Consider the following 21,774-nt stretch of genomic DNA (forward strand, 5'->3'; position numbering starts at 1 on the left):
TCCTAATATCCAGTAATACTACTTGCAGCCACAACCTGCGGCTGCCCTCGCTTAATATTCTCCGTCATTCTCCTGGTGGGCATTTTCCTTTGCCTTGCGATCTCATAGTAAACAGTGGCATGTGCAAAGTGGTCCGGCCCGCTGTTTTCCCACGTACGAATTACATTCCCCATGCGGTCCTTCTTTACGATGTTCACATCCTGCCCATCCGCACCCACGGTGTACAGCGTCTCCCAGTGGTCACACAGGCAATTTTCGATCACACCCGGTTTACCTTTACCAACCAACTGCGGGTCATTCGGGTGGATGTAAACGTAAATCTCGCCGGTATCAAACACGCTGATGGTGTGGTCAATCAACCGGGTCCGGTGCGCCCAAACAACGCCCTCTTTGTCCTGGCGCACTGTTTTGGCCTGCATAATATCCGACCATTCGATCATTTCCTCCCGCTCATTGTCGTAGTCGTAAATACAGCGGAACGCCCTGCCCCGGAAGTGCCGGCAGAACTTCGCCGCCTCTTCGGTTTCCGGCGCGTTATCCACCACCGTAAGGTTGATACCCTGCGACCGGATATAAGCGTGTAGGTCATCCCAGCCCGGCAGTGTGAAAACCCGTGTAATCCCGTTTTCGGTGCCTTGCACACAGTGCAGGACTTTCCCCACATCCACGCCCAGTAGTTTCCATCGGCCCGCTGGTGCCTGCTCTGTGCAGCACTGCAGGATAATCGACCGGCTCACCTGGTTAGCACCGCCGATCACCGGCAGGCCTAGCACGAAGTTGTAGAAATACTCCTGGGTCTTGGTTTCTTCGGCCTCAATGATCTCCTTGGCAGTAATCCACGGTGCCATGAGCTGGCTGATATGGTACCCCGACCAATCCCGGCCGGGATGCTCCGGTACCCACTCGCCGGTAAGCCTGACCTCATCCGGTAATACCTCATGGCACTTGCGACATATGAACTTCCGGCGCTCCTTGCACACGTTCACGAAATAATCCAGCGGCTGCCACTCGTTACAGCGCGGGCACTTGATATGCCATTGTTTTTTGTCTGACCGCTGCCAGTAGATGTCTACCCCCACCTTTGGCCGGCTGGGGTTAGAGAATATCCAGCGCCCTTTATAATCGCTGTGGGCAACACGGCTTTCGTAGGTTTCTACTGTGGCAAGGTCGCTGCGGTCCAGCTCGTCATGCACGTTCAGGTCAGAGGTAATCATAATGCCCTTGCTCTGGCCCTTGGTGCCCTGCCAGAATATATGCGCGTCTCCAACTTGCTTTTGGTAAATACTGTCCACCTCGGAGCTAATCATGCCTTCCAGTGCCGGATTGTTCCGAATCATCGGCAGCACCTTGGATTTCGCGAAGGCCCTCACATCGTCGTCAGTGGGCAGGGTGTAGATGCAGTTACGTGCTTGCTTTCCCGCTGCCCATATTGTTTTTAGTATGGCCATCGTGGAAAAGCCAATTTGAGCAGCTTTTATACACACCAGGCGCGGACTCCAATCACGGTATGGCTGCAGTAAAAATGCGTGCTGGCCAAACTCCATCGGCAGGCCCTTTTCGTTTTTAATCCCCCGGTGTAATATCCAGGAGATAATGTCAGTCCGGGCCCGTTTCTCAATCAGCGCCTTGGCCAGTAATTCCTTTCGCTGCCTCACTGATAAGCGCGTCAAGTTCTGCATCGGATAAGCCACTTAAATCCACCTCGTGCTGTATCGGCCCGCCTCCCTTGCCGGTGTGCTCCTGGTGTACACGCTCCTTGTACTTCTCGGGCATTGCCCCTTTAAGGAGAAATATGAGCAGAGTGTCGCTGTATTCTTGCACCACCCCAACTTGTTTCCCACCTTGAAATACTGGCTTTTGCACACCTTCTACAGCTCTGCGTCTGGCCTCCTGTTCCAGTCGATCACATGCCTGTTGGTCTGCCTCATAGAAAAGTTCCGGGTAATCCGGGTCGTTTTTCATCCAATCGTAATGATTTTTTCTGTCGATTCCGGCTATTTCAGCCGCCCGTGTAATGTTTCCAACTTCCGCAAAGGCGGCAAGAAAAGCCCTCTTTTTTTGTTGTAGAGTTCTGTATTTAGCCAATCTCACCACCACCTCCATCCATAAACGCAAAAAGGCCGACACTGCTCGCGTCTAAACGAAACAATGTCGGCCTCCAGTTTTCTGGTCAGCCAAGTATTTATTTGCATAATAATACCAGGAATAAGTGTTTTATGTCAATGGTTAATTATCCGTAAACTTCACCTTCTCGGTCACCTTCTCAGCCATCACCGGCAGCCCATCCTGCACCTTCACCTCCAGGTTGGCATACCGAAGCTTCCGCAGGTACTCCACAAACCGCCTCTCCACCGGGTGCAGCATTACCGCCTGGTATTCAGTTTTGCTGCCCCCGGTTTTCTTCATGGCTATAACCTCCCCGGCCAATTTATCACCCCCGCTGCTGTCGTTTCATGGCTGGTTTTGCAAACTGGACATTGTGTTATTGTCCCCCCAGCTCCGGATTCCCCTTTAACGCCCGGGGATTTTCAATGCCCATTTCTCGGGCCACCAACCGGACCTGCTCTTCAATTAGCGGTAAGCCTAGCTCGCGGGCAAGTGCCCGGGCCAGGGTGGTTTTCCCTGTACCCTGCGCACCGCATAACCCGATTTTCATCCGGTGGCCTCCCTTCCATCCGCCCAGGCCACGCACATCCCGGGGCTAATGCCATCGTACCGCTCCGGGTCCCAGCGCTGCGGAAAATGCACTACTATCGCCAAGCGGCGCTTCGCCCGTTCCCTTGCCCGGCGCTGGCGCTCTAGTCGCGCCGTTCGGCCAGGACGTTTATGTTGACATGCCAACCTAACCACCCCCCTCAATCAAAACCCCACACGAATACCTCCATCCTCGGCCTGTCCCGGTCAATGTCCAACTTCGGCACCATCACCCGTACCCAATCCCCACGGTCGTCCTCCAAAATCCCGCCCCGTACCAGCGCATCCATGAGAAACTTCTGGTTGTAATTGTCCGCGGGGTCCCTGATACGCCGCACCGGGAAATAGATTATCACCTGCACTGTAGCCCGGCGGTACCTGGGCAACTTCATGGCCAATACCAGACCGCGGATTGCCTCGGTCAAATCCTGCTTGTACCGCTGCTGCTTCGCCCAGTGCCAGTTCTTCCATACGTTCAGACTTGGCGGTACATGTGGCACCTGTATCCATACGCCTCCGGGAATGTGACGTGCATCCCACTGAACTTGCGATACACGTACCGTCTTCTTTTTCTTAGCCTGGCCGGGAAGCAACCCCAACTCCCGCGCCCGGGCCTCGCCGATCCTTGTCATTTTCATCCACCTTCTCAATATTGGCATACTGCAATTTAGTTATGTGGTAATATGACGGCCCATACTGCACCACGGCTCTGCCACGGTAGTCATGTAGATACACACCGGTTTTTCCCCTGTTCTGCCCCCAGCGAATGCGGACCCGATCGCCTGGCTTAAGCACAGCTCAATCCCCATTTCACTAAATAGCTTGCTTATCCAAACCAGAGCGCAAGCGATAATGTGGGCAGTGTTGGGGTAGCGAAGGTCTTTCAAAGCCGTAATAAGCGCAAATATTTTCTTCATCAATGTTCGCACAGTCCCCGCAGCGTTTAAGCTTGCCCGTTGCTGCGGATATCGTGTCAAATTCGGATTCCTCAATTTCCGAGCGTTCCTCAGATTTTGATTCCTCTTTCGGTTTCGTTTCCCGCTGCAGTATCCACCCCGGGGCACCGTCCAGGCCGTGGGCCACAGCCGGCCATTCAAATATAAGTTCCAACAGTTGTTCATCTGTCAGCGTATCAAGCAGTTGGTGAAAAGTGTCCCAATCATTCTGTGTTAGCCCGTAATCCCCGCGCTTTAGCACGTCATGTTCCCAACCGTATTTATTCTGCAGATACCGATATAAGGTGATTTTCCGATCTTCCCACGGTTTAACACATGCTAAGATCATGGCCGCGATGTAAACCAGTTCAGGTTTATCCAGCACGGCAGCGGGTAGGTTAACACTAAACTTTTTAACCACCCGCGCCGCTTTTAGCCCGGCCATAATGCCGATCTGGTTAGCCTCTTTTTTGAAGGCTTCCCGGGCCTCCTTGTTCCTCTCCCGGGTTGCGGCCATCTGTTTTTTCTTGAAACATGATGGCTGAAAACACGCCTCGGTCAGTTCATCCCAAAATGACCGCTTGGCCACTTTTTTATGTTCGCAACTCTCACATTCGGACAAGTCCATGCCTTCGGTTTTGTAATCCATGAATACTTCATACTGGTTCCAGTCGAACTTGTCCAGTTCAAGCACGCCCTGGCCTTTCTTTTCTGCCTTTTTCACCCGGTCCAAAAGGGCCTGTTCCCGGGCCTGCCTGACTTCCTGCTGTTTTTTTTCCCAGCAGCTAGGTTTTATGCAGTATGGTTTATCCTCCCCGTATCCCCACTGGTTACCCATAACACGATATTCGCACTTCTCACAGCCCTTGGTCTTAAACTCCGGCTTACTGTCATAATCATTAAACAGCGGCTTGCCCTGATCGGCAATAACCTTTGCTATTGCCTCCTGAGCCTTGGCCACCGACACCTTTTCTTCAGCCATCACTTCGGCCGCCTTTTTCATCATCGCCGGCGCCTTCTCCAGTTTCAGCAGGGCATGGGCATGGCCGGCGGAAATTATTTTACGTGAAATATTCTCCTTCACTTCCTCGGGTAGCCGTAACAGTCGCAACCGGTTCGCAATGTGTCCCTGGCTACACCCCAGCTTTTCGGCCAGGGCCTCCTGGGTGTACCCACCTTCCTCCAGGAGGGCTTTCATCCCCTGGGCTTCTTCGATGGGGTCAATATCCCGGCGCTGCAGGTTCTCTATGATCATCACTTCCAGTTCCTGCTCCGGGGTAAGTTCCCTGACCACTGCCGGCAGTTCCGTCATACCCGCTTCCCGGGCAGCGCGGTACCGGCGTTCGCCGGCAACCAGGCGGTAACGGGTTACGGTTTCGTCCTCGTCCCGGACCAGCACCACCGGCTGCAAAATCCCGACCTGGCGGACGCTGGAAACCAGCTCCGCCATAGCCTCCGGGTCAAAGTTTTTCCTGGGGTTGCGCGGGTTCGGGTATATCATATCCACGGGTATATACATCAACTTTCCCACCGGTTATTCCTCCTTCGCCCAGTGCTCCCTTATCCTGCTTACTAGCACCTCACCCGTCTGCACATCCACCCGCACAATGGGATTCTCCATGCGCTTTGCCAGGCTCAGCGGCTTTGGCCTGGGCGGTGCCGTCAGCGGCGCCGGCTCAAACGGATTCTGTGGCTTCTTTCGGGATTTGTGGGGTTTGCGGCCCAGCACGGCCAGAATGGATTCTTGCACCTTCGCCTTTTTCGCAGCCTGGGCCATGTCCTACACCTCGATTTCCACGGTATCGAATACCTTGTCAATGTGGCTCAGTTTGGCGCTATGTTCTTCCAGGTGGTCAAATAATAGCTTCGCCAGCTTCGGGGCCACTTGCTTAATATCAGGGCTTATAACTTTCTCGGCGTAGGAAACCTCATTTTGCGTTTCTTCACGTAGCTTAATTGCTTTAGCAATGGTCATCTTGGTAACGGTGGTTTCTCCGGCCTTATCGCCCGTCAATCCCCACTCTTTTTTCAGCACGTAAAACACATCATTGGGAATATCAAACTGTTCCATGATCTCCTTGTCTTTTAGGTCCTCACCCTTTAGCTTCAGGTATTTTTCTTTGCTGAGCTTCTCCCGTGCAACTTCAAGCCTGGTCTTTTTCCGCCCTGCATCCTCGGGGTAAGTCTTAAACCCACCGTTAGTAGTTTGGGTATTGTCGTTGCTTTGAATATCCACGTTTTTATCCTCCTTTAGCCGGCCTTTTTTGTCCAGTTTAAGGCCGTATTTTTCACACATAATTAGCAGCTGCCGCTTGGGTATCATGTTTTTTCTCGCTACAATCCCCACGGTTTCGCGCCGCAACATATCAGCTAGGCTTTTCTTGTCCAGCTTAGGCTTGCGGGACTTGCGCTGCATTTTTTGCGGTGGCCCGTACCGCTTAGCTATCTCCTCCGGGCTGAGGTGGTACGTGACCACCGGCCCGTTGGCAGACTCCAGGTCTTCGTCCGTGTGCGGCTCGCCAAGCTGGCAGCGGGTGTAGTTGTCAAGGCCCATCGTACCACCCCTTTTTATTCGCGTGGTGTTGCGTATTGATGGTTAGAGCATTAGCTCTGGGTTATCGTGGATGTTGCCGATAACCTTGCTATTCGGTATCCAGAAACCTTCTTCGTCATACTCCACTACATCGCTAAGTCCGGTGTACCGGCCAATGGTTTCAGGGATTAAGTCATGTATTACCATTGAACCATCGGCAGGATGCTGGCTTATATGTGATACCACTCCGTCATGGTGGCATATGTCGCCATAAAACCATTGTCTTGTTTTTGAGGACTTTCCCCTAAACTTAATCTCCCTCATACCACACCCCTTACCAACCGATCATCACTTGGCCCTAAGTATTTGCCACTATCAGCACCATAAGCGGCCAGCTCCAACACACGGCGTACAATATTGGCATCCCTGATTGTCCCATTCGGAATATTTATACCCTGACGGTATTTCATAAACACCAAGTCACTTTCTATGTTCCGGGCTCTTTGCAACGCCCAGCGGGCAGCCCCTTGATTCCTAAAGTCATTCAAGAACAAATACGTATCCTCGTCATAGCGGTATGAATCAAGAATTATTTGCCATATCTGACCTTCTAAGCCGCTTTGCAATGCAATCATTTTTCACCCTCCAGTTAACTAACTGTTTCCTCCGGCAACGCCGGCATTTCTGGCATTTTAAGTCCTAACTTTTTAAACAACGGCAGTATTTTAGCGTTTTCAACTTCGCGCTTGCGATAGACTTCATAAATTTTCAAAAAGTGGGCTCTCTCAACTCCTATTTCCTCCGACCAGCACAGGTTTGTCCACCCGATAGCATTAACCGCCTTTTTAATCGCCGGGTGGCTGAACTTAGGCGCTCCGTAAGATCCAATCTTGGAGATTTGCTCCATAACTTCACACCAGGCATCTGATGCGCTTGGCGTTTTGTTGGTGAGTGATAAAGCAGCATCACGCAATTCGGCAATTGTGGGGAAATATTGACTTACAGCAATATGCTTAGTCACTGCAGCCCTGGCCAGGTTAAAATCAAGGTCCTGCAAAAACTGCTGATACAGCTTTATTGTGGCCTTAGGCGCTTCAAACTTCGGGTATGCGGCAAATAGCATTCCCACCAAGGTGATAGCCTCTTTTTCAGTCAATGTATACCCTCCTCGGAGATGTACTCACGCAGCGCCTTAAACCCCTTGGGTTCTGCCGGTGGCGCTCTGTGGTTGTTTAAAATTGGCCCGTGTAAATAATCCTCATACGGTTTACTCGGTCCCAGGAACGTCTTGGCGTGCTTAATAAACCGGTCCTCGGTGCCGTTTTCTCTGCAACTAATGGCGTAGTTTTTGGACGCAGTTATTAGCAAATCAGGCGATACACCCTCTTTAAGCCTGGTATTCCATGCCTTGTATGCACCCTGCTTTTCAACCCTGCGTGGATAGAAGGACCAGAACTCCTCAAACTCAGGTGAATAATTGCCTTTGCCAGCCTTGCGCTGCGCTCCACCCTTTTCGGGTTTCTCAGCCGGGGCATTTTCATCCGGGTTCGGGCCGTCAAACACACATATGTTTTTATTACTATCTGTATCTGTATCTGTATCTGTATCTGTATCTGTATCTGTATCTGTATCTGTATCTGTATCTGTATCTGTATCTGTGTTGCGACTTACTTGCGACATGTTTGCATTACTGCTGTTTGTATCACCGTTAACACCTTGTGGCTGTTGACTTTCCAGCTTCTTGCGACTTCGTTCTTTGGCCTTTTGTTTTCTTCGTGCTTCTGGTGTCCAGGATTTAAATTCATACTGCAGCTTGTCCCAGTTGTTAATATGGATAACGCCATTATCATCAACCTTAATTAGCTGCAACTTTTCCATAACACCAAGCGCAGCGACAGGATCGCCTTCACGACATCCTGCCCCACGTGCTAATATTTCAGGCTCATACCCAACCCCTGGTGCCACATAGACAACTCCCCGTTCGCTTGATTCTGAAGCCAGGCACCAGATATGTATGATTAGCCTAAATTCATAGTCTGAGAGATGTTGTATTTTAGGGTCCTGTGTCATTCTGTTATAAAGGCGAAACCAATCGCGGCCACTTGGCATTTGAATTCCCCTTTGCGAAATTATTGATCAATTACTTGCGACATGTTTGCGACAAGAATGTTGATGAATTTAAAAGTCTTTTAAAAAGATTACTTGAAGAGGAGTAAGGCCCCTACTTTCTTGTCTTTCGTTTGCCGCTCGGTAAACCCCCGTAGCACCGGCTTCAAGTGTCCCCTGGCCCTCTGCCACGCTTGCAGTTTCTTTTGGGCCTGCCGCATTTCTTGGTGATGTCTGGCCATTTGCTCGCTAGTTAGGTAACGTCTGTTCTTTCTGCCCAAATATTCCACCTCCGATAGGTATACAAATAGCGGGTACCATGCGGATTAGGCACCCGCTACAACTCTTTTCTCTCCAGGCTTGTCCCGGTCTGGGTGATAGAACTTGTTTACCGCCCCGGACCGGTGAACGATTTCTATATAATCTTTTGTTATAGCCCCCAGCTTGTCCCCCGGGCGCATCAGCGCAGCCAAGCCGGGCCGGTTTCGCCTGTTCACCAGATGCCAAAACCGGCTTTCCCACAAATCCCCGAAGGCCCACCCGGCGGCCAGGGCTTCGGCTTCCCTGGCCCGGATCCGGGCGGCCACCTTGGGGTTAATCTTCGGTGCTGGCCTGCTCATTACGCTGGAAGCTCCGCTTCCCTGAAGGGTATCTCAGCTAGCGACCGTAAGTAATCCATAAAACTGTCCAGATCATCCTGCATCTTAATGCCTTCCGTAAGGCTTACCAAGTCAGGCATGTTTAAGTATCGTCTGGCCTCATCATGGACAGATTCATTGGTATAGCCCCAGTCTTTCACTGCTGCCCAAAACACCGGCCAGTTTGGGCCGCCGTCCTCGGCCTGGCTGTTTTGATTACCGTTGCTCTTGTTGCGCAGAGCCTCAATTTTAGGCTGTGCGCACTCCTGGCACAGCACTTTGTCGAACTGCTTCTTACCGAACTCCGCTACCTGGGCAGCGGTGGCCTTGGGTGTGGCTAGTACCTCTTGCCCGCACTCCTGGCAGAATATTTTGGCCGGCTGCTGTGACAGCTCCCGGCGTGATGTTTGTTTTGTCTGTGGTGGAGGCACTTGATGCTCATTATCTGCCTGTCCCATCTCCTCATCGCTATATACTCCGCACAAGTCAGCAGGGAACGCCATCCTTAACGCAGCCGCTTCAGCACACTTTTTTATCATGGTTTCCGGCATTTTAGCCCACAGGCCAGCGGGCCTACCATCCCTGGTTAGTTGGCAATATTCTTTAAACGGGGCTTCTTCCCGGGCCGGCTCTGACCAATCTTTGCGGTACACTTCCGCCCACCCGTGGGTTATATTGCCCTTGCTGTCCTTTATTACGCCCCGCTTAATCCCGGCCAGCTTACCGGTACGGTCAGCAATAATACGAAAGCCGTCAATGCCTACTTGGATGGTGGCCGTGTTCTCATATTGACCCGTGTCCGGGTTCTTGCGCCGCCGCTTTACAAAGTGTATCTGACGGGAAAGCGGGTCCAGGCCCAGCCGTTTAGCGGTGTATAAAAACAACTGCAACTCGCTGTCGCTGGCACCATAGGCCACTGTGCGCTTTACCAACTCTATTTGTTCTCTGGTAAGCTGCCCCGCCGGGACTGCGGGGGCCTGTACCCCCTGCCCGGCCAGTGTTAAAGCTTGCGTCATTGCCTTACACCCCCGTCAACTTAATGGTGAATTTCGGCGGTCGCTCGGTTATGGCCACGCTCGGCACCACGGTGCCCGTTTCCACATCAACAGCCCGGCCATCGCCGGTGGCCTGCAGTGATTTTTTCAAGGTGGCCCAATCGAGCTTTGGTTCTTGCGGCACTAACAATTCCGGCCTGTTTTCCTTCGCCCACACCTTCACGGCATCGTCGCTTTTGACATACTCCGGCTGCTGTTTTCTTATTTGCAGCTCCCCGTGGGGGAGTTTGATGGTTTTCATCTTCGGACTTTCTGCCAGTACCCGCCGGTGATAATCCTCCAACAACATGTCCAGGTATTCCCGTGCCTGGTCGGCCCGTTTTTCCTCCCCTGCCAGCCAGTCTTGAATACGGTAAATCTCCGCCTGTGCGGCTTCCTGGGCCTCCTTCCTGGCTCGTTCGATAGCCGCTATTTTCCTTAGCGCCCAAATGGCATGCTCCTTGGTTTCAATCTGGAACCTGGGTTTACCGCCAATAATGATTGTTTCCACCGTTTGACCTTGCTGTTCAAAGGTATCAATCATCTGTATAAGGTAATCATCCAAACGTGCTAACGCTTTATCCATATTTACCCTCCTTTTCCAAAAAGACACCCCAGCCGGAATAGCTGATATCCAAGGCGGTGATTCTCACCTGCCTTTGTTTAATCTCATCCGGCCAATGTTCCGGCTGGGCTGCCGGTGTGGTTAATTTTGCTTCGCTGTTTCGGCTGTCTCAAAGGATTTCAACTCAGCGCGTATTTTCTCAATAGCCTTTTCCGCGCTCATGCCAGTGTCGTTCATATGCTCAATTATTCCGGTTATTGCGCCAATTAGCACATAAGGCCGGAAGTCTCTGTTTATGTTTTTGTAATTCACATAGTTCCCCTTCCTTGCCCAGCACACCACTTCCGTGGTATACTGAGTTATCAGCTTATCTGGCCCCTGCAAGGGGTTTTATTTTTTTGCCTTTCTATCTCTTCACAGATCGGGCAAATCCTACAATACAAGTAAAGTAAATCCCGGCGGCCATAAACTGCGGCCATTGCGGCAATTTCCTCTGCGGAAGGCTTTTTCTTACCCAGTTCGATACGCGTCAGTGTACTTTCGCTCATTGGCAGGTCCTCCACCGCAGCTTCTCTGCTCCGGTAACCAGCACCAATTCTAGCCAGCATATACACACTTGGCCGACTAATTGACATACTCTTAGCCTGCGCTGACATTTACATCCACCTCCTCCCGTGGTGTAATAGATGCATAACCTCCCTGCATACCTCCCCATACCCGGCCGGCTGGTACCAGTTGGTCGGGTCTACTCCCTCCTTATAGAAAATCTGCCACTTGCAAATAAATAATCACGCCCTCTTTTGTGCTGTTGTACGTGCATCCCTTGGCTTCTAGTAATTCACACGCCTTTTCCAACTGCCACGTTTCAGTCTCATAGTATTCCAGCGCGATGGTGTTCCTGGCCTCTGCGAAAAAGTTCTTCTGGCAGCCATCCATGGTATCGTCAAGGCGATCCAGGAACTCCTTCGTGCTCATGTACTGTACCTCATATGCCAGGTGATCTAACCGGCAGTCACGGCATAGCCCGGTTGATGGAGTACCGCAACGCGGACAGGTTACTTGAGGCACGGGCCGTGTTAACTCATACGGCCCCGGTACGGAAAAACGCTCTAAACAAACCTCCATTGTTAAACCTCCTATCGAAGAAATAACAGCCATATTGGCGTCAAGCACAGCGCCCCCAGCGCTAGCCATAATGCTTGCAGTGGCCGGCAGCGCTCATGATTCCAGCGCCACCGGCTCATTTGCTTATCACTCCCTTTCTTACCAGCATCTCGTGCTCGTCGATCATATTATTTAAGGCCCGTATACCCTGCTTGAATCTCCGGCGTTGCTCCTCAACCGGCAGGCTGCAGGGCAGGTAGTGCACTTTGTATGTGACCGGCTTTTGGGCCTTCCGCTGCTTGGTTTTCTGTACCTGTGGCACCCCCTAATTCAACGTGAAATTGAGCGAATTAATAGACGTTAGGAAAAGTTAATCGCATATAAGCGCCGATTAACCTTGCTTCTGCATCAATGTAGGTTGCGGTAGTATTTATATCCTCTGGACCCCAACTACAACGTTTTGCAATCTGCTCATGCAGTAACTCAATCTGCTTAAACAGCATGTTTTTGATTGCAGAATGTTCATTCATACCAACGGCGCATTGCTTTTCCCCCATCTTCCCTCACCTCCTTTCATTCGCCATCGGTGCCGGTGGGTTCTATATTTGTGCTATTGGTATTACCAAAAGGTAATGCCTTGCGAAAAAAAATATCCCCAGGTGACATTCCTATCTTTATTAACCCTTCTATAAATTTTCTTCCAGGTTGCCTATCGCCCCGAAGAACCCTAAATAGGTAGCTATAGCTAATACCCATTGCCTCAGAAAGTGTTTGTTCATTGTAATCATGTTCTTTCATAAATACTACAACATTATCTAGGTTAATTACTGGCATATCATTTTCACCACCTTATTACCTTTTGGTAATAGAATAACAGGAAGTATTACCTTTTGTCAACATCAATTTACCATTTGGCAATACATTTTTTTGATATCATCTTGCCAATTGGCAATACTGCGTTACAATTGATACAGGCGGTGATTGCCATGGATAACAATTTTGGAGAAACACTTAGGGAGTTAAGAGAAAGCAAGGGATTTACAGTTAATCAACTGGCAATAAAGTCAGGGGTTAGCGCTGCTCATATATCTAGACTTGAAAATGAACGCAGGTCTGTACCAAAGCCTAAAACTATAAAAAAGTTAGCCAAGGCATTAGGTAATCTTGATAAATTAATGGAAGCCGCAGGTCATTTAATTAATAAGAAACAAGTAGATATAATTGACGCCCTTGCCAATGAAGACACTGAGGTTCTCGCTGGTGGTCAGTTATTAACCCCGGACCAGCGACTTGCTATTGCTCGCGCCCTGGATAACCCCTCTATGTTCAAGAAAAACACCATCCCCATCCTTGGCAAAGTCCCAGCCGGCATACCCATCATGGCCATTGACGAATGGGACGGTGAACTGGAGATCCCCTCCGACATTGAAGCTGACTTCGCCCTGCAAGTTAGAGGCGACAGCATGATTGGGGCCGGTATCCATGACGGAGATTACGCCATCTGCCGGGAGGCATACGGGGCAAACTCGGGCGATATTGTCGTTGCATTGGAAGATGTAGGCCCAGAGTATTCGCGAGGAACCCTTAAATATTACATACAGGAAAATGGCCGGGATGTGCTCAGGGCAGCAAACCCCAGCTATGAGGATATCCCCCTGGGTGGTAACCACCGGATTACCGGCATAATGATTGGCCTAATTAGGATGGGCTCTACGCCGCTTAGTTATTACAGGGAGTACATAGCGATACGCGATTATCACTTGAAGAAGTGGAATGACGTGATTGAAGAGTTGGCCAAGTATGGCATGGAGCCTTCCGCGGTAAAACAGATTTTGGTGCCGCAGTTGGAGTATCTGAATAGGATTGCTAAAGGTGAGAAATAACCCGCACCGGAAGGTGGCGGGTTTTGTGATAAATATACGGTTCGACAAGAACCAACAAAAAAATAGGGCTATAATGATGTGTCGGTCCAGGAAATTGCGGCAGCGTATGCTATGAAATAAACCTATTGTTAAACATTTTAAATTCACATAGGAGAGGGGGTGAAAAGGTGAAAAAATGTACGCTAGTTTTAGTAATAACATTCTTGATTATCTTTGGCGCTTGCTCATCCGCATATGCAGATCCTGGTTATGATAAGGTTCAAGCACAGCGGGTACCTTACGGAGACGAAGTGCCCAAATTAAGCGACATTATCAATTTAATACAGTCACACCGAGCAAATAATCCTTTATATATTCCTTACCCCGCAGGAACACCCACACTTGATGCACGTATAAAGCAGCTAAAAACATTAATACTTATGCATCATAATGGAAATTTACCTGATAATGATTTTAAATCCAGCATAGAGACGATAAAATATTCACCCAATAGTATCTTGACTACCAATGGGCAGTACTTCCAAACCATTGCAAATTTATTACAAACCGGTGCCATAAATGATGAACAAGCATTTGATGTGTTGCAAAAGCTTGAATTAGTAATAATACTTGAAAAGGTATCTCAATAATCGTTAAAGCTTTAGCTTATAACTCTTTATAAAATGGGGTGAATAGATGAAGCGCTGCAAGTTATTTGTTACTACAGTGGCCCTTTTGTTTCTTTTATCTATTAGTCAGTTTGCTATCGCCCACCCAGGACGCACTGATGCAAATGGCGGGCACTATTGACGGACAAACTGCGAGAGGTGGGGCCTCTCATACGGGGAGTATCATTACCACAATGGCGGTAGTAGCTCAAGTAGTAGCAGTAGGACAAGCTCAACATACACACCCGCACCGTCCCTGCCACCGGTACAGGTCTATGTAAACAGTCAAAGGCTCCCTGAAGAAGCCACAATAGATGATGGCAGGGTTTTAGTGCCGCTGCGGTCGATTATGGAAGCTTTGGGGGCTAGCGTTCAATGGGACGCTGGGACGGAAACCATCACAGCGCAAAAACAAGGCCTGGTTATATCCTTAAAAATCAGCAGCAAAACTGGTTACTGCAATAACAAACCAGTATCGCTTGATACACCAGCAAAAATAAAGAACGGTAGGACAATGGTTCCCGCAAGGTTTGTTTCTGAATCTTTTGGTTCAACGGTTCAATGGGACAACAATTCCAGAACAGTGTATATAAAGTAAAATTATTTCACATGAAATACCCGGCCCTCTGGCCGGTATATTTTCATCCTCACAATAAAAAGGTCCCCCTGTTTCACTTTTATTATCCATAACAGGAGTGAAAAAGGTGACAATCAACGAAGCCATCATGTATTTGCGAAAAAGTAGAGACGATATAGAACGCGAACAGCGCACCGGAGAGGATGTACTACAATTACACCGTACCCGCTTATCTGAGTTTCTCACCGGCCGGGGTATTAAGTGGGCGGAACGTGCCGAAGTGAAAAGCGGCGATACCATAAAGGCCCGGCCAGTGTTTCAAAAGGTGTTAAAAGAGGATATACCCTCCGGCCAATACCAAGCCATCTGTGTAACCGAAATATCCCGCCTGGGCCGGGGCGACATGGAGGATGCCGGTCGCATCTACAAGGCCCTCATTAGGTACAACATATGGGTAATTACCCCCCACAAAGACTATAACCCACAGAACCCTGCCGACCTCCGGCAAATCCGGTTTGAACTGTTTCTCTCCCGGGAAGAATACGAACTAATTAAAGAACGATTATGGTCGGCGAGGGACCAGCGGGCAAAGCAAGGATTTGCTGCAAACTACATTGTTACCCTTGGTTATGAGCAATCCCGGGGGAAGGTTTTTGTCGTACCGGAGGAAGCGGAGCTAGTCAGAGAAATATTTGAGATGCGGGCAGACAATATGTCCTACCAGGAGATAGCTGATGTACTGAACCAGCGCGGGCTAATCACTAAGCGGGGAACGCAATATTATAGTTCAACTATCCAAAAGATAATTAAGAACCAGCGCTATATAGGTAAATCAAAATGGCGTGGGCAATACTATGACAGCCAGGCCCCGGCTATTGTGCCCTTGGAGCTATGGAACCAGGTACACCGGGAGGTAAATCCCAATAGGACGGTACGAAAAAAACTATCCAGGCTGGATAATCCTTACCTAGTTGAGCTCTACTGCCACGATTGCGGCAGCCGGATGTACGGCGAAAGGGCTACTATAGACAGGGTATTAGCCAATGGCCAGTATGTGCGGTATAACGAATACGGAATATATGTTTGTGTCGGTAGGAAAAACAAGGAGAATAAATGCGTCCACCGGGTAAGGGCGGAGCTTGTACATGATGCTGTAAGGCAGGAGCTGTCTAAGATGGCATACGACAAGGCGATAATCAAGGAGCTTATCCGTGATAGGCAGCAGCGGCTTGAATTTGATACCGGCGGTCTCCAGGATAAGATAGACAGTAAAAACAATCAGATTAAACAAAAAGAAGCCTTCCTGTTAAAGTGCAAAGAGGATTATAAAAAGGGGGAGCTGGCAGCAGCTCTGTACTCTGAGTTTTACGAAGATACTATTAAAGAAATTGATGTACTAAAAGCGGAGATAAAAACAATCAAGCGAAAATTGGAAAAGGCTACTATTAAGGTTGAAAGCCCGGAATTGGTCCTGCAGAAACTGAGGGCCACCCTGGACGATTGGGAACACATACCGAACAGGGATAAGAAGATAACTATAGCTTCGTTTCTCCCCAGGGTTGAAATATCTAAAAACGGGGTGCTGTTCATCGAAAGAATAATACCCCCCATTTTTGGGGGGTAAAGTTAACTACTGTGTCTGGAATACGGACCGACAATTTCAAACCCGGGTAAACCCCTGGAAACATCTACTTCGACCCGTACAATATAAGCTTCCAACCCGTTTAAAGCCAGACTTTTCACAATGGTTAGCATAGTATAAATACCTCCGCCCACATTTTTCGGCAAAAAGGTTACCAAACCCTGCTAATTGTATAAAAGAACGCCTGGTTTACAAACTATTCAATCGCCAAATTAAAGTAAATAATACCAGGGAAAAATTATAAAAAAAAGAATAAATGTATTGTAGTTATTGGCAAGAAATTAAGGAAGACTATACCAGCCTTCCCTGATTTCTTGCCAATAACTGTTTTTCTTAATTGAAGAAAAAAGACTTACATTATATAATCTATTTAATATTTAAAAGTGAAACACTAAATTGAGGTGATAGCAAGTGAACAGTCATCCATTGCTGCTGGTACAGAAAACCTCTCCGGATATTGCTCGATCTGAAACAACCGCCGATAGTGAAATTATCGCTATTGCCATCTATGGAAAAAATATTGATGTACCTGTGCAGGTAACAACTCAACGAATATTTGAAGGAGAAGTTCCTTTCCGTTTCCCCACTGAAATTACCCGGGGGACCGCCAAGTGCAGAATTGTCTACCGCTACACGCTGGCGCAGTGGCGCGAATTACTGGAAACCACCACAATGCCGGCCTCCCCGGCCGCTTTAAAACAGCTGATGATCCCCATGTTGTTGTACATGCAACAAAATTTCCCGGATATTTTTAAGGATATTGAATATGACCGTGAATTTAACACTGACCAGTATGCAGAATTGATGGCTCTGGCGTAAAATAATTTACTCTGGATTAAATAGCGTAACTTAAAGGGGAATTTATTGGCCTGAAATGAATAATGGTTCAGTATAAAACCCGGATAATTTTCTAAATATTTTTTAAAGATTAACAAAAACGACTATTTAATGAACCGGTCTGAAGTAAGCGGAATCGTTCTCAAGTTCATTCCCGGTGGAGGTTACAATTATATGCATAAAAAAAGCCGATCGTATACACCAATTGATTATTTAGAATTGCTTCTGGAAGAAGCCGCCCTTAACGGCACAAAGCGCAGGGAGCGTTACCCCGGGCGGCATTTTTTCGGGTATTTTTGCAGCTATTGGCCTGAGGAATTTATTCTGGCTGCGGGCTTTGAGCCCTTGCGCATCCTGCCCACCAGCACCCGGGGTACCCCGGCGGAATTGCCGGCTTACTGCTGCTCACTGGCCAGGATTAGTCTGGCCACAGCCATATCCGGTGGTTACCGGGACCTGGCCGGGGTCGGTTTTGCGCATACCTGCGATACCATGCAGTGCCTGGGAGGTGTATGGAACCAGACCACCCAAAGTGGAACCATCCTGTCAATGGTTCCACCGGTACTCCCGAACGCCCCGGGAGCCCACCGGTATTATGAGGGCGAATTGAAATCCTTGCTCGCCCAAATGAGCAGCCTGGCGGACTGCCAGATAAGTGATACGAGATTAAGGCCAGCAATGGAGCTATGCCATAGCATCCGCCAACTGGTGGCTGAACTTGACCATATGCGCCATGACCTGCCTTCGCCACTGGTATCGGCATTAATGCGTGCCGGGCAGGTAATGCCCCGCACTGATTATGCCCGGGCTTTGGAAGCCGCATTGCCCGCCGTTAGGGAAAAAACCAGCCGTGGCCAGAAACGCCTGCGGGTTATGATCAGCGGGGCTGTTTTTGAAAATGACAGCTTGTTTCAAATGGTTGAGGAATTGGGCGGACGGGTAGTGGCCGATGACACCTGTACCGGATTTCGTCACTATGAAGCCGGCAATAAATGGGACTATACCGACCCGCTAAAAGCGCTGGTGCAGCGTTATGCCAACATGCCCCCCTGCCCATGCCGCCATCGTGGACTGGAAGAGAGAATAAACTATTTGATAAAACTGGCCCGGGATAGGCAAGCCACCGGTGCTGTACTGGTGATTAGAAAATACTGTGAACCCCATGCCTGGGATTGCGTGCCCCTGACCAGTGGATTGCGTTCAGCAGGTATAAACACGCTGGTACTGGAATTGGAGGGGGCGGTTCCCGGGGGGCAAGAGCGCACCAGGCTGCAAGCTTTTTTGGAAAGTCTGTAATTTTTTGGCGCCACATAAACGCCAGACATAAGGAGAGATAAAAATGGCTACAAAGCGTCGTTATCTACCACTGGCCAGTACGCGGCACCTGGAAAAAATGATGACTAAATATTATGCCTTATCCCGCTATCACAGGCTTTGGGGTAAACCTTTAAAGCGACCGCTGGCCTGGATAACCAGCGGTGCCCCGGTGGAGCTATTGCGGGCATTTAATATACATCCTGTTTACCCGGAAAACTACGGGGCAATATGTGGTACGAGACGGGTATCCACCGATCTCTGCCAGGTGGCCGAAGCTGCGGGATATTCCCAGGACCTCTGCTCCTATGCCAGATCCCATATCGGCTCGATTCTGCGTCCCGACCTGGCCCCCATGGGCGGCCTGCCCAAACCGCCTGATATGCTGGTATGCTGCACTAACATTTGCGGCACCGTGCTTAAATGGTACGAAGCACTGGCCCGAATATTCAACGTGCCGCTGCTGGTGCTGGACACTCCCTTTCTCCCCGGTGACTTGACCGCTCATGCCCGGCAATATGTGCTTGAACAGCTAAAGGAAATGGTAACCGCGCTGGAACGTCTAACCGGTCGCCCTTTAAATAGAGATGAATTAAACCGGCAACTGGCCCGGAGCAGCGAAACCATCCGGCTTTGGAAGGAAATACGTCAATTATGCCGTGCCACGCCGTCGCCGCTGAACGCACCGGACTTGTTCATTCATATGGCCCCCATAGTAACCTTGCGGGGAACCCGGCAGGCGGTTGATTATTACCGTAGATTAAAGGATGAGGTTAAACAAAGGGTACAGCAGGGCCAGGGTGCGGTGGAGGGAGAAAAAATACGCCTTGTTTGGGACAATATTGCCATTTGGTACCAAATATTCGGGTTTTTTAAAATGTTTTCCCAGCAAGGCGCTTGCTTCGTTACCGATACTTACAGCGGTGGATGGGTTATGGAATTATCACCGGGCGACCCGCTGGAGAGCATGGCGGCCACATATACAGAGATTTTTTTAAACCGCTCCCCGGAATTTCGGGCCCGGCAAATGATTGAATTGATACAGGATTACAAAGCCGACGGTTTTGTCATGCACTCCAATAGATCCTGCAAACCTTATTCGCTGGTGCAGGAGGTTATCCGCCGCCGGGTAATGCAGCAGACCGGCGTTCCGGGGCTGGTGGTGGAAGCGGATATGACCGACCAAAGGGTTTATGCGGAAGAACCAATCCGCAACCGGGTGCAGGCCTTTCTGGAAACTGTGGGCGGCTTATAATAACCCTGCCCGGCTACCTGTGACCCCTTAAAGGCACAGCTTTTTTAACTATAAACCGTAATGTTTATATTTTTAGAAAAATGGAGGTCCATTAAAATGGGACAATACTTCTTGGGAGTAGATATAGGCTCCCTTACCACCAAGGTGGTGCTGGTGAACACCGGGAGCGAAATGGTAGCCAGGGCCACCGGGCGTTCAGGTTACAGCGGTCGCACTGTGGCCGAACGGCTGGTGACTGAACTACTGCGTGAAAGGGGTATGAACAAAAATGAAATAGCGGCAACGGTGGCTACCGGCTATGGCCGGGTTACCTTTCCCGCGGATCGTGAAGTATCCGAAATCACCTGCCAGGCCCGGGGCATTGCTCACCTGTTCGGTGACGCCAGGACAGTAATTGACATAGGCGGCCAGGACAGTAAAGTAATCAGACTGCTGCCCGGTGGCAAGGTGATTGACTTTGCCATGAATGACAAATGCGCGGCTGGTACGGGGCGGTTCTTGGAGGTCATGGCCCAAGCCCTGGAATTAAGGGTGGAGGACTTGGGCGAACTGGCCGCAGTAGCCCGGAAGCACTGTAATATTTCATCATTCTGCACGGTTTTTGCAGAATCTGAAGTAATTTCCCACGTGTCCGCCGGTGCACCAAAGGCAGATATCGTGGCCGGGGTTTGTGATGCTGTGGCCGCACGGGTGGCTACCATGACTTCCCGTACCGGCTTGGAACCGGAAGTGGTATTCACCGGTGGAGTTGCCCGCAACTCCGGTGTTGTAAATGCCCTGGCCAAACAACTGGGCTGCCCCTTGCAAGTGCCGGGTGAGCCGGAAATTACCGCGGCTTTGGGAGCCGCTCTATTCGCTCGGGGCATAATAGGTGATTGAGCACGATATATACCGGTTAGCAGCACCGTACAAAAAAAGCACCCGGAGGTACTTTAGTGGCAGGTGTTGTAAGGTTGAAAGTCAGTAGACTTTCAACCTTATATTCATGCCTTTCCCGGGCACAAAACGTCATGAAAGAATTTCTTTCAGACTTTCAACACCTGGCACCATCAACATGGTGGCTTTGTAGATATGAGATTCAGTTGGTACAAAAGAATGAATATGTTTCAAATTAAATGCTTTAAAATTTAAAATATTCCAAGAATTAAAAAACTATAACCTTTAAAACGCATTTTCGATATGATTAATAGTAGTCTCCCCGGCACAGTGTACAGCCAATACATCAAAACGCACATCCACGTTATATATCGACCTTTTCAACAGGTATACCTGGGACAACCGCCGCAGTTTATTAATTTTGGCGGCAGTTATACTTTCCTGGGGTAAACCGCACGCTCCGCTGCTTCTGGTGCGCACCTCCACAAAAACCAGGCAATTCCCCTGCCGGGCAATGATATCAATTTCCCCCAGGCGGCACCGAAAATTACGTTCAACAATTTGTAACCCTTTTCTTTGCAGGTATTCAGCGGCCATGTTTTCGCCGGTGATACCCAGATTGCGTCTCCACAAAGTCACCGCTTCTAACCTACTTTCCCCGGGGCAGCAAATCCTTGTCCATTAAATATTCAGTCAACAACTTGGCGGTATTACCGGTTATTTTGAGGCAATTAACCATATGCTCGCGACTGTCTATTTCGTGGGGGTTTAACACCCGGCAGCAAGTAGCCCCGAATTTTTGTTCAAAGCGATCATGCAACTCCTTGGACAGGCGGTAGCAAACGTCCCGGTCCCCCATATCGGTACCAACTCGGCCTTTAATTAAACTAACCATGGCCGCCGATGCTGTCAGTGCACCGCACATACAGCCGGCATGTCCCAATCCCCCCCCGAATGCGGTAAACATTTTAACCAGGCCCGGGTCAACATCCGGTGCCACCAATTCCCGGAAGGCAAGAAAAATTGCTTCTGCGCAGTTGTGCCCGATCTTAAAATTGTCTCCGGCTTTGTTTCTCATTTCAATGGCCAGATCTTTTTCCATGTTGTCAACCACTCCTTTTTTTAATTTGGGAT

33 protein-coding genes are annotated in these 21,774 nt (G+C 49.6%); 8 read left to right on the forward strand and 25 right to left on the reverse strand.

Features of this window, described 5'->3' with window-relative positions; translation table 11 throughout:
• Window positions 1–2: 2 nt before the first annotated feature.
• The 22 genes from LX24_RS09255 to LX24_RS09360 form a co-directional block, all read right to left on the reverse strand.
• Complete coding sequence (locus LX24_RS09255; RefSeq protein WP_166511870.1) at window positions 3–1,691, reverse strand: phage terminase large subunit family protein; 1,689 nt, start codon at window positions 1,689–1,691, stop codon at window positions 3–5.
• On the reverse strand, window positions 1,615–2,085 hold the full coding sequence (locus LX24_RS09260) for a hypothetical protein (RefSeq protein ID WP_207706576.1): 471 nt from the start codon (window positions 2,083–2,085) through the stop codon (window positions 1,615–1,617). The genes LX24_RS09255 and LX24_RS09260 overlap by 77 nt, the downstream gene beginning before the upstream one ends.
• 141 nt (window positions 2,086–2,226) lie before the next feature.
• Entirely contained in the window at window positions 2,227–2,427 is a 201-nt protein-coding gene (locus LX24_RS09265; protein ID WP_207706577.1) for a DUF2292 domain-containing protein, read from the reverse strand.
• A gap of 55 nt (window positions 2,428–2,482) precedes the next feature.
• On the reverse strand, window positions 2,483–2,656 hold the full coding sequence (locus LX24_RS09270) for an AAA family ATPase (protein ID WP_166511872.1): 174 nt from the start codon (window positions 2,654–2,656) through the stop codon (window positions 2,483–2,485).
• Window positions 2,653–2,841 (reverse strand): hypothetical protein, encoded by a 189-nt coding sequence (locus tag LX24_RS09275; protein ID WP_166511873.1) that lies wholly within the window; start codon window positions 2,839–2,841, stop codon window positions 2,653–2,655. Before LX24_RS09275 ends, LX24_RS09270 begins: the two co-directional genes overlap by 4 nt.
• 14 nt (window positions 2,842–2,855) lie before the next feature.
• Window positions 2,856–3,326, reverse strand: coding sequence for a RusA family crossover junction endodeoxyribonuclease (locus tag LX24_RS09280; RefSeq protein WP_166511874.1), 471 nt, complete (start codon window positions 3,324–3,326; stop codon window positions 2,856–2,858).
• Window positions 3,268–3,489 (reverse strand): hypothetical protein, encoded by a 222-nt coding sequence (locus LX24_RS09285; protein ID WP_166511875.1) that lies wholly within the window; start codon window positions 3,487–3,489, stop codon window positions 3,268–3,270. The genes LX24_RS09280 and LX24_RS09285 overlap by 59 nt, the downstream gene beginning before the upstream one ends.
• A gap of 18 nt (window positions 3,490–3,507) precedes the next feature.
• Window positions 3,508–5,160 carry a ParB/RepB/Spo0J family partition protein gene (locus tag LX24_RS09290; protein ID WP_166511876.1) on the reverse strand — a complete coding sequence of 551 codons (1,653 nt, stop codon included), beginning with the start codon at window positions 5,158–5,160 and terminating at the stop codon, window positions 3,508–3,510.
• Window positions 5,161–5,163: 3 nt separating this feature from the next.
• Window positions 5,164–5,406, reverse strand: a complete 243-nt coding sequence (locus tag LX24_RS09295) for a hypothetical protein (RefSeq protein WP_207706578.1) — start codon at window positions 5,404–5,406, stop codon at window positions 5,164–5,166.
• Window positions 5,407–5,409: 3 nt separating this feature from the next.
• Window positions 5,410–6,183, reverse strand: a complete 774-nt coding sequence (locus tag LX24_RS09300; RefSeq protein WP_166511878.1) for a hypothetical protein — start codon at window positions 6,181–6,183, stop codon at window positions 5,410–5,412.
• A gap of 42 nt (window positions 6,184–6,225) precedes the next feature.
• Window positions 6,226–6,369 carry a hypothetical protein gene (locus LX24_RS14820; RefSeq protein ID WP_207706579.1) on the reverse strand — a complete coding sequence of 48 codons (144 nt, stop codon included), beginning with the start codon at window positions 6,367–6,369 and terminating at the stop codon, window positions 6,226–6,228.
• Between the two features lie 113 nt (window positions 6,370–6,482).
• Window positions 6,483–6,797, reverse strand: coding sequence for a hypothetical protein (locus LX24_RS09310; RefSeq protein WP_166511880.1), 315 nt, complete (start codon window positions 6,795–6,797; stop codon window positions 6,483–6,485).
• A 14-nt stretch (window positions 6,798–6,811) separates the two neighbouring features.
• Window positions 6,812–7,318: a replicative helicase loader/inhibitor gene (locus LX24_RS09315; RefSeq protein WP_166511881.1), complete on the reverse strand. Its 507-nt coding sequence runs from the start codon at window positions 7,316–7,318 to the stop codon at window positions 6,812–6,814.
• The gene (locus LX24_RS09320; protein ID WP_166511882.1) at window positions 7,315–8,271 is read right to left on the reverse strand and encodes a phage replisome organizer N-terminal domain-containing protein; all 957 of its coding nucleotides are present in this window, start codon (window positions 8,269–8,271) and stop codon (window positions 7,315–7,317) included. The genes LX24_RS09315 and LX24_RS09320 overlap by 4 nt, the downstream gene beginning before the upstream one ends.
• Before the next feature lie 89 nt (window positions 8,272–8,360).
• Window positions 8,361–8,549, reverse strand: coding sequence for a hypothetical protein (locus LX24_RS09325; RefSeq protein WP_166511883.1), 189 nt, complete (start codon window positions 8,547–8,549; stop codon window positions 8,361–8,363).
• A 45-nt stretch (window positions 8,550–8,594) separates the two neighbouring features.
• Window positions 8,595–8,888: a hypothetical protein gene (locus LX24_RS09330; protein WP_166511884.1), complete on the reverse strand. Its 294-nt coding sequence runs from the start codon at window positions 8,886–8,888 to the stop codon at window positions 8,595–8,597.
• The gene (bet, locus tag LX24_RS09335; protein ID WP_166511885.1) at window positions 8,888–9,922 is read right to left on the reverse strand and encodes a phage recombination protein Bet; all 1,035 of its coding nucleotides are present in this window, start codon (window positions 9,920–9,922) and stop codon (window positions 8,888–8,890) included. The genes LX24_RS09330 and bet overlap by 1 nt, the downstream gene beginning before the upstream one ends.
• Window positions 9,923–9,926: 4 nt before the next feature.
• On the reverse strand, window positions 9,927–10,526 hold the full coding sequence (locus LX24_RS09340; protein WP_166511886.1) for a host-nuclease inhibitor Gam family protein: 600 nt from the start codon (window positions 10,524–10,526) through the stop codon (window positions 9,927–9,929).
• A 341-nt stretch (window positions 10,527–10,867) separates the two neighbouring features.
• Entirely contained in the window at window positions 10,868–11,161 is a 294-nt protein-coding gene (locus tag LX24_RS09345) for a helix-turn-helix domain-containing protein (RefSeq protein WP_166511887.1), read from the reverse strand.
• Window positions 11,162–11,261: 100 nt separating this feature from the next.
• A complete protein-coding gene (locus LX24_RS09350) occupies window positions 11,262–11,480 on the reverse strand; it encodes a hypothetical protein (RefSeq protein ID WP_166511888.1) in 219 nt (72 codons plus the stop codon).
• A 479-nt stretch (window positions 11,481–11,959) separates the two neighbouring features.
• The gene (locus tag LX24_RS09355; protein WP_166511889.1) at window positions 11,960–12,166 is read right to left on the reverse strand and encodes a hypothetical protein; all 207 of its coding nucleotides are present in this window, start codon (window positions 12,164–12,166) and stop codon (window positions 11,960–11,962) included.
• Between the two features lie 16 nt (window positions 12,167–12,182).
• A complete protein-coding gene (locus tag LX24_RS09360; protein WP_166511890.1) occupies window positions 12,183–12,443 on the reverse strand; it encodes a helix-turn-helix domain-containing protein in 261 nt (86 codons plus the stop codon).
• 56 nt (window positions 12,444–12,499) lie between these two features.
• Here LX24_RS09360 and LX24_RS15145 point away from each other — a divergent pair, with 56 nt between their 5' ends.
• The 4 genes from LX24_RS15145 to LX24_RS09380 all read left to right on the forward strand — a co-directional run bounded on the left by LX24_RS15145 (window position 12,500) and on the right by LX24_RS09380 (window position 16,340).
• The gene (locus tag LX24_RS15145) at window positions 12,500–13,492 is read left to right on the forward strand and encodes a helix-turn-helix domain-containing protein (protein ID WP_166511891.1); all 993 of its coding nucleotides are present in this window, start codon (window positions 12,500–12,502) and stop codon (window positions 13,490–13,492) included.
• Between the two features lie 167 nt (window positions 13,493–13,659).
• Window positions 13,660–14,121 carry a hypothetical protein gene (locus LX24_RS09370; RefSeq protein ID WP_166511892.1) on the forward strand — a complete coding sequence of 154 codons (462 nt, stop codon included), beginning with the start codon at window positions 13,660–13,662 and terminating at the stop codon, window positions 14,119–14,121.
• Window positions 14,122–14,395: 274 nt separating this feature from the next.
• Window positions 14,396–14,737: a copper amine oxidase N-terminal domain-containing protein gene (locus LX24_RS09375; protein ID WP_423244334.1), complete on the forward strand. Its 342-nt coding sequence runs from the start codon at window positions 14,396–14,398 to the stop codon at window positions 14,735–14,737.
• Window positions 14,738–14,843: 106 nt separating this feature from the next.
• Entirely contained in the window at window positions 14,844–16,340 is a 1,497-nt protein-coding gene (locus LX24_RS09380) for a recombinase family protein (protein ID WP_166511894.1), read from the forward strand.
• A 2-nt stretch (window positions 16,341–16,342) separates the two neighbouring features.
• Here the strand turns inward: LX24_RS09380 and LX24_RS15150 are convergent, their stop codons facing one another.
• Window positions 16,343–16,471: a hypothetical protein gene (locus LX24_RS15150; RefSeq protein WP_279233200.1), complete on the reverse strand. Its 129-nt coding sequence runs from the start codon at window positions 16,469–16,471 to the stop codon at window positions 16,343–16,345.
• Between the two features lie 298 nt (window positions 16,472–16,769).
• Here LX24_RS15150 and LX24_RS09385 point away from each other — a divergent pair, with 298 nt between their 5' ends.
• From LX24_RS09385 to LX24_RS09400, 4 genes are all read left to right on the forward strand, one after another.
• A complete protein-coding gene (locus LX24_RS09385; protein WP_166511895.1) occupies window positions 16,770–17,177 on the forward strand; it encodes a hypothetical protein in 408 nt (135 codons plus the stop codon).
• Between the two features lie 192 nt (window positions 17,178–17,369).
• Window positions 17,370–18,491: a 2-hydroxyacyl-CoA dehydratase subunit D gene (locus LX24_RS09390; protein WP_166511896.1), complete on the forward strand. Its 1,122-nt coding sequence runs from the start codon at window positions 17,370–17,372 to the stop codon at window positions 18,489–18,491.
• 43 nt (window positions 18,492–18,534) lie between these two features.
• Complete coding sequence (locus LX24_RS09395; RefSeq protein WP_166511897.1) at window positions 18,535–19,764, forward strand: 2-hydroxyacyl-CoA dehydratase subunit D; 1,230 nt, start codon at window positions 18,535–18,537, stop codon at window positions 19,762–19,764.
• Between the two features lie 96 nt (window positions 19,765–19,860).
• Window positions 19,861–20,643, forward strand: coding sequence for an acyl-CoA dehydratase activase (locus LX24_RS09400; RefSeq protein WP_166511898.1), 783 nt, complete (start codon window positions 19,861–19,863; stop codon window positions 20,641–20,643).
• A gap of 282 nt (window positions 20,644–20,925) precedes the next feature.
• On the opposite strand, the gene LX24_RS09405 is transcribed toward LX24_RS09400, so the two are convergent.
• Together LX24_RS09405 and LX24_RS09410 are read right to left on the reverse strand one after the other, a co-directional pair.
• Complete coding sequence (locus tag LX24_RS09405; RefSeq protein WP_207706580.1) at window positions 20,926–21,279, reverse strand: YraN family protein; 354 nt, start codon at window positions 21,277–21,279, stop codon at window positions 20,926–20,928.
• Window positions 21,280–21,289: 10 nt separating this feature from the next.
• Window positions 21,290–21,742 (reverse strand): C-GCAxxG-C-C family protein, encoded by a 453-nt coding sequence (locus LX24_RS09410; RefSeq protein ID WP_166511900.1) that lies wholly within the window; start codon window positions 21,740–21,742, stop codon window positions 21,290–21,292.
• Window positions 21,743–21,774: the final 32 nt, after the last annotated feature.

It is taken from the genome of Desulfallas thermosapovorans DSM 6562 (assembly GCF_008124625.1).
In the GTDB taxonomy this organism is placed as follows: Bacteria; Bacillota; Desulfotomaculia; order Desulfotomaculales; family Desulfallaceae; genus Sporotomaculum; species Sporotomaculum thermosapovorans.

What these genes read in the sequence shown, in the direction of transcription:
- LX24_RS09270 (WP_166511872.1), bottom strand. Translation starts at nt 2,656, where the DNA reads ATGAAAATCGGGTTATGCGGTGCGCAGGGTACAGGGAAAACCACCCTG.
- LX24_RS09280 (WP_166511874.1), bottom strand. Translation starts at nt 3,326, where the DNA reads ATGACAAGGATCGGCGAGGCCCGGGCGCGGGAGTTGGGGTTGCTTCCC.
- LX24_RS09295 (WP_207706578.1), bottom strand. Translation starts at nt 5,406, where the DNA reads ATGGCCCAGGCTGCGAAAAAGGCGAAGGTGCAAGAATCCATTCTGGCC.
- LX24_RS09300 (WP_166511878.1), bottom strand. Translation starts at nt 6,183, where the DNA reads ATGGGCCTTGACAACTACACCCGCTGCCAGCTTGGCGAGCCGCACACG.
- LX24_RS14820 (WP_207706579.1), bottom strand. Translation starts at nt 6,369, where the DNA reads ATGGTAATACATGACTTAATCCCTGAAACCATTGGCCGGTACACCGGA.
- LX24_RS09310 (WP_166511880.1), bottom strand. Translation starts at nt 6,797, where the DNA reads ATGATTGCATTGCAAAGCGGCTTAGAAGGTCAGATATGGCAAATAATT.
- LX24_RS09320 (WP_166511882.1), bottom strand. Translation starts at nt 8,271, where the DNA reads ATGCCAAGTGGCCGCGATTGGTTTCGCCTTTATAACAGAATGACACAG.
- LX24_RS09330 (WP_166511884.1), bottom strand. Translation starts at nt 8,888, where the DNA reads ATGAGCAGGCCAGCACCGAAGATTAACCCCAAGGTGGCCGCCCGGATC.
- bet (WP_166511885.1), bottom strand. Translation starts at nt 9,922, where the DNA reads ATGACGCAAGCTTTAACACTGGCCGGGCAGGGGGTACAGGCCCCCGCA.
- LX24_RS09340 (WP_166511886.1), bottom strand. Translation starts at nt 10,526, where the DNA reads ATGGATAAAGCGTTAGCACGTTTGGATGATTACCTTATACAGATGATT.
- LX24_RS09345 (WP_166511887.1), bottom strand. Translation starts at nt 11,161, where the DNA reads ATGTCAGCGCAGGCTAAGAGTATGTCAATTAGTCGGCCAAGTGTGTAT.
- LX24_RS09350 (WP_166511888.1), bottom strand. Translation starts at nt 11,480, where the DNA reads ATGAGCACGAAGGAGTTCCTGGATCGCCTTGACGATACCATGGATGGC.
- LX24_RS09355 (WP_166511889.1), bottom strand. Translation starts at nt 12,166, where the DNA reads ATGGGGGAAAAGCAATGCGCCGTTGGTATGAATGAACATTCTGCAATC.
- LX24_RS09360 (WP_166511890.1), bottom strand. Translation starts at nt 12,443, where the DNA reads ATGCCAGTAATTAACCTAGATAATGTTGTAGTATTTATGAAAGAACAT.
- LX24_RS15150 (WP_279233200.1), bottom strand. Translation starts at nt 16,471, where the DNA reads ATGCTAACCATTGTGAAAAGTCTGGCTTTAAACGGGTTGGAAGCTTAT.
- LX24_RS09390 (WP_166511896.1), top strand. Translation starts at nt 17,370, where the DNA reads ATGCATAAAAAAAGCCGATCGTATACACCAATTGATTATTTAGAATTG.
- LX24_RS09395 (WP_166511897.1), top strand. Translation starts at nt 18,535, where the DNA reads ATGGCTACAAAGCGTCGTTATCTACCACTGGCCAGTACGCGGCACCTG.
- LX24_RS09400 (WP_166511898.1), top strand. Translation starts at nt 19,861, where the DNA reads ATGGGACAATACTTCTTGGGAGTAGATATAGGCTCCCTTACCACCAAG.
- LX24_RS09410 (WP_166511900.1), bottom strand. Translation starts at nt 21,742, where the DNA reads ATGGAAAAAGATCTGGCCATTGAAATGAGAAACAAAGCCGGAGACAAT.